Source organism: Rhizobium sp. SEMIA 4085 (assembly GCF_013004495.1).
Lineage (GTDB): Bacteria > Pseudomonadota > Alphaproteobacteria > Rhizobiales > Rhizobiaceae > Rhizobium > Rhizobium gallicum.
On sequence record NZ_JABEPH010000515.1, the window covers coordinates 1 to 3223 of the forward strand.

A 3223-nucleotide genomic window follows, 5' to 3' on the forward strand; every position below is an offset into this window, starting at 1 on the left:
ACACTAGACCTGACCGGAACGGTAATTCGATGAGTGGCGCATTGTTATGGGCTAAAGCTGAAACTCAGAGACTGAATAATGCGCTCGTCACTGGTACAGCCAACATGGTGGATGCTGAGATTAAGTTGGCTCAAAAACTTCAGCAGAGAGTGAGAGATTATGTCCAATGGTATCATCAGGGCGAGCGATCTCGTAGTGGGGTGTCGATTCTGGACTATGGCCCCGGAACAGTGCGAGCATTCCAACACAAGACGCTTCCCCTTGTAACAAGCTTGTGCGGCGAGACCTCACGTTGCATACTGGTCGATCGGTCGAACGAGTTCCTCTGCGACATCAGGCAATTGCCGTCTGCTTTCGGGTTGAGAATCGAATTCATACGCCACGATATATTCTCTGGGCGACGCTATTTTTTCGGTGATGAGGCAGCATTTGTAGTCATGTTTGGCCGGACATTTGGGAATCTTGCCGCTTCCATAAGTGAAACCCCCCCCGTAGAGGCTGTCGTCCAGGCGCTGAAGAAAATATCGAACAGCGCTAAGCGGTGCTGGGTCGCGATCTCAATTGGCTCAGATCTGAGGAAAGATGTCGCGAAGTCCTACTATGAAGCGCATCCAGATTTTCAGCTAAACGTTTTCTACAGAATGAAAGCAGAGTTACCTATCGACGATAATTTTGATCCAGAGGTATTTGATTATGAGGCAGATATTAAAGGTGATGATAAATTTATGCAGGTAATACATACTGCGATCGTAAAAAGGAATTCGACATTTTATCTTAAAGATAAAAGTATTAAATTATTAGATGGTGATCGGCTGCATCTAAAGAACTCGTTTTCTTTTTCAGAGGCGTTTTTCAAAGAATGTGCGCACCTCGCAGGGCTTGCGTCGATTGATGTCCTTTCAGACAACGCCGGCTCAGACATTCACGTGGTCGAAAAGGCGACTTAAAGCTTGACAGAGAATAATCAGAGGCGAGTTGTCGAGAGATTATAAGCGAAGGAACAAAAGGCCGGTGGCCCGTCAAATAACGGAAAATCAGTCAGCTGATCAGCTTGATGGTCATTATGTTTATTACAACAGTAATCAATCTTATTTGTGCGGCTTCTTCCCGCCGGGCGGCCATGGGATTGACCGATATATAGGCGGCAATGATCGCACGATGGCATCGGGAGCTGTGATAATGGTGTTTCCCGGCTTGGCGGATTTCGCTTCATAATAATTGCACTCGCATCGAACGCGATTTCGCGGCCGCCGGCGAGCGCGCCCGCGAGGCCGGATTCAAATCGCTGACGCTGCATTTCGCGCACGGCGATCTCCCTCAGAGTTTTCTGTCCATTCACTCCATCCGGCGCGACTGCGAGCATGGCGGCACCGCCGAAAATCGCACCCGGTTCACGGTCAAGACGCGCGCCGCCTGCATCGGCCGCGTCGAGATGCGTCAGGAGTACATCGCGCTCGTCAGGCGTGCAGCAGGTCGTGTCGCTTTGCCCTGTCCGATGTACGACATTGTCGGACATGCGAGACAGCCGATTCGATCAGTTACGTTGTATCAAAAGAGTTTTTCCGTTGGCACGCATATTGCGTCCAGGCATTTGCAGACGCGACACGACCAACGATAATCGCGCGGAGATGTCGAAATGTTAGCACAATTCTTTCTGCCGGGACCTACGTCCAGCCATCCTAGAGCAGAACGCTCCAGATGCAGAAGAAGGAAGCGCCAAAAGGCGAGGGCGCACAGGCGCATTTGCCGCGGTTGTACCCGCACCGGCGGGACGAGGGCACCGAGCAAACCCTCGCCGCTGTCACGACCTCCGATCATAAGCGGCTTTTGGCGCGCGGCAATTGCCATCGCCGTGGGGGAGCGATCGATGCCGACGCGCTCAAGTGCGATCTGGATCAGATGTTCAGCGGGCTGCCCGCCGAACCCTCCCTAATGCCGTCGCTGAAACCGCGCCGAAGCTGGGGCACGAAATTTGCAACCAGGTGCAGCGCCTTGGCTGCTTGGTCCAGACTCTTGCAACTGTAGGACCTAAATCATGGCTGACTCTACGGACCTCGTCCCGTTCCGCCAACGTATCGCCGAGGCACTCCCTTCGGCCAACATTCCAACCCTGCTACTCCTTCTGTACCAGTTCACAGGACAAGAGTACTGGTTAAATCCGCCGTTTATTCCCGTGAAGAGTCGCTGGGACGAAAACGATTCCGGCGGCTTAGCGATCGAATTGCAGACGGACGTTCGCGATGCAGCGCTGGCCGCCATCATGGCTTGGCGCCAGGGGGCACACGTCGCCAAGCCGGACCTGTCGGCAGAAGAGTTGATCCGTATGCTAACTATGTCAGAGGCCGAGCCTATTCCGCCGGAATACGCTGACATGATGATCCACAAGCTGCGGAGGTATTCAGGCGCGGTTCCCGATCCGGTGTGCTTGCCGGAGGACTTCCACGTACTGATCATCGGGGCCGGTATGTCCGGGTTAGCAGCAGCAATTCGGTTACGACAACTGGGCGTTTCCTACATCCAGATCGAAAAGCAAGATCGTACCGGCGGGGTCTGGCACTCACATTACTACCCTGGCTGCGGAGTAGACACGCCCGGACATCTCTATTCCTACACTTTTGCCGGTGGCAACTGGAGCAAGTTCTTCCCGTTGCAGCAGGAAATCGACGACTATTTCAACCGCGTTGCCCGCGAATTCGGGATCGAGAGTTCAATCCGCTACAGCACGGAGTGCCTTGTCACTCGCTATGACGAAGAGAGCCGGACTTGGCATTCCCGGTTACGCCTGCCCGACGGTACGGAAGAAACCCTTGTGACCAATGTGGTGATTTCGGCCGTGGGAGGCTTCACCACGCCGAAATGGCCGAGTATTCCGGGTCTGGGTGACTTCGACGGCCCGGTGGTCCACACCTCGAAATGGGATCCAGAGGTTACTCTTGATGGCAAACGCGTAGCTGTAATTGGTAATGGGGCCTCGGCAATGCAGGTTGTTCCGGCCATCGCAGATCGAGTGAGTGCCCTGACGATCTTCCAGCGGTCACGCCAATGGGCGGCGCCCTTCCCGAAATTTCGAATGCCGGTTCCGGAGCCGGTGCAGTTCTTGCTCCGCGAGGTGCCACACTACGAATGGCTCTACAGGCTCCGGCTGAGTTGGATTTTCGACAGTCAAGTGCACGCGGCCCTGCAGAAGGACCCGGCGTGGCCGCAGCCCGAGCGTTCAGGGCAT

General features: G+C 54.5%; 4 protein-coding genes. 3 read left to right on the top strand and 1 reads right to left on the bottom strand.

Features of this window, described 5'->3' with window-relative positions; all coding sequences use genetic code 11:
- Positions 1-947, top strand: a 947-nt coding sequence (locus C9413_RS30160; protein ID WP_246703892.1) for an L-histidine N(alpha)-methyltransferase, incomplete at its 5' end; no start/stop codon positions are given.
- Between the two features lie 17 nt (positions 948-964).
- Here C9413_RS30160 and C9413_RS34010 read toward each other — a convergent pair.
- On the bottom strand, positions 965-1516 hold the full coding sequence (locus C9413_RS34010; RefSeq protein ID WP_040114187.1) for a hypothetical protein: 552 nt from the start codon (positions 1514-1516) through the stop codon (positions 965-967).
- A gap of 182 nt (positions 1517-1698) precedes the next feature.
- On the opposite strand from C9413_RS34010, the gene C9413_RS30170 reads away from it, so the two are divergent.
- The gene (locus C9413_RS30170) at positions 1699-2025 is read left to right on the top strand and encodes a hypothetical protein (protein ID WP_040114188.1); all 327 of its coding nucleotides are present in this window, start codon (positions 1699-1701) and stop codon (positions 2023-2025) included.
- Positions 2026-2035: 10 nt separating this feature from the next.
- Positions 2036-3223 (top strand): NAD(P)/FAD-dependent oxidoreductase (locus tag C9413_RS30175; RefSeq protein ID WP_170251334.1); only part of this gene is annotated, 1188 nt, incomplete at its 3' end.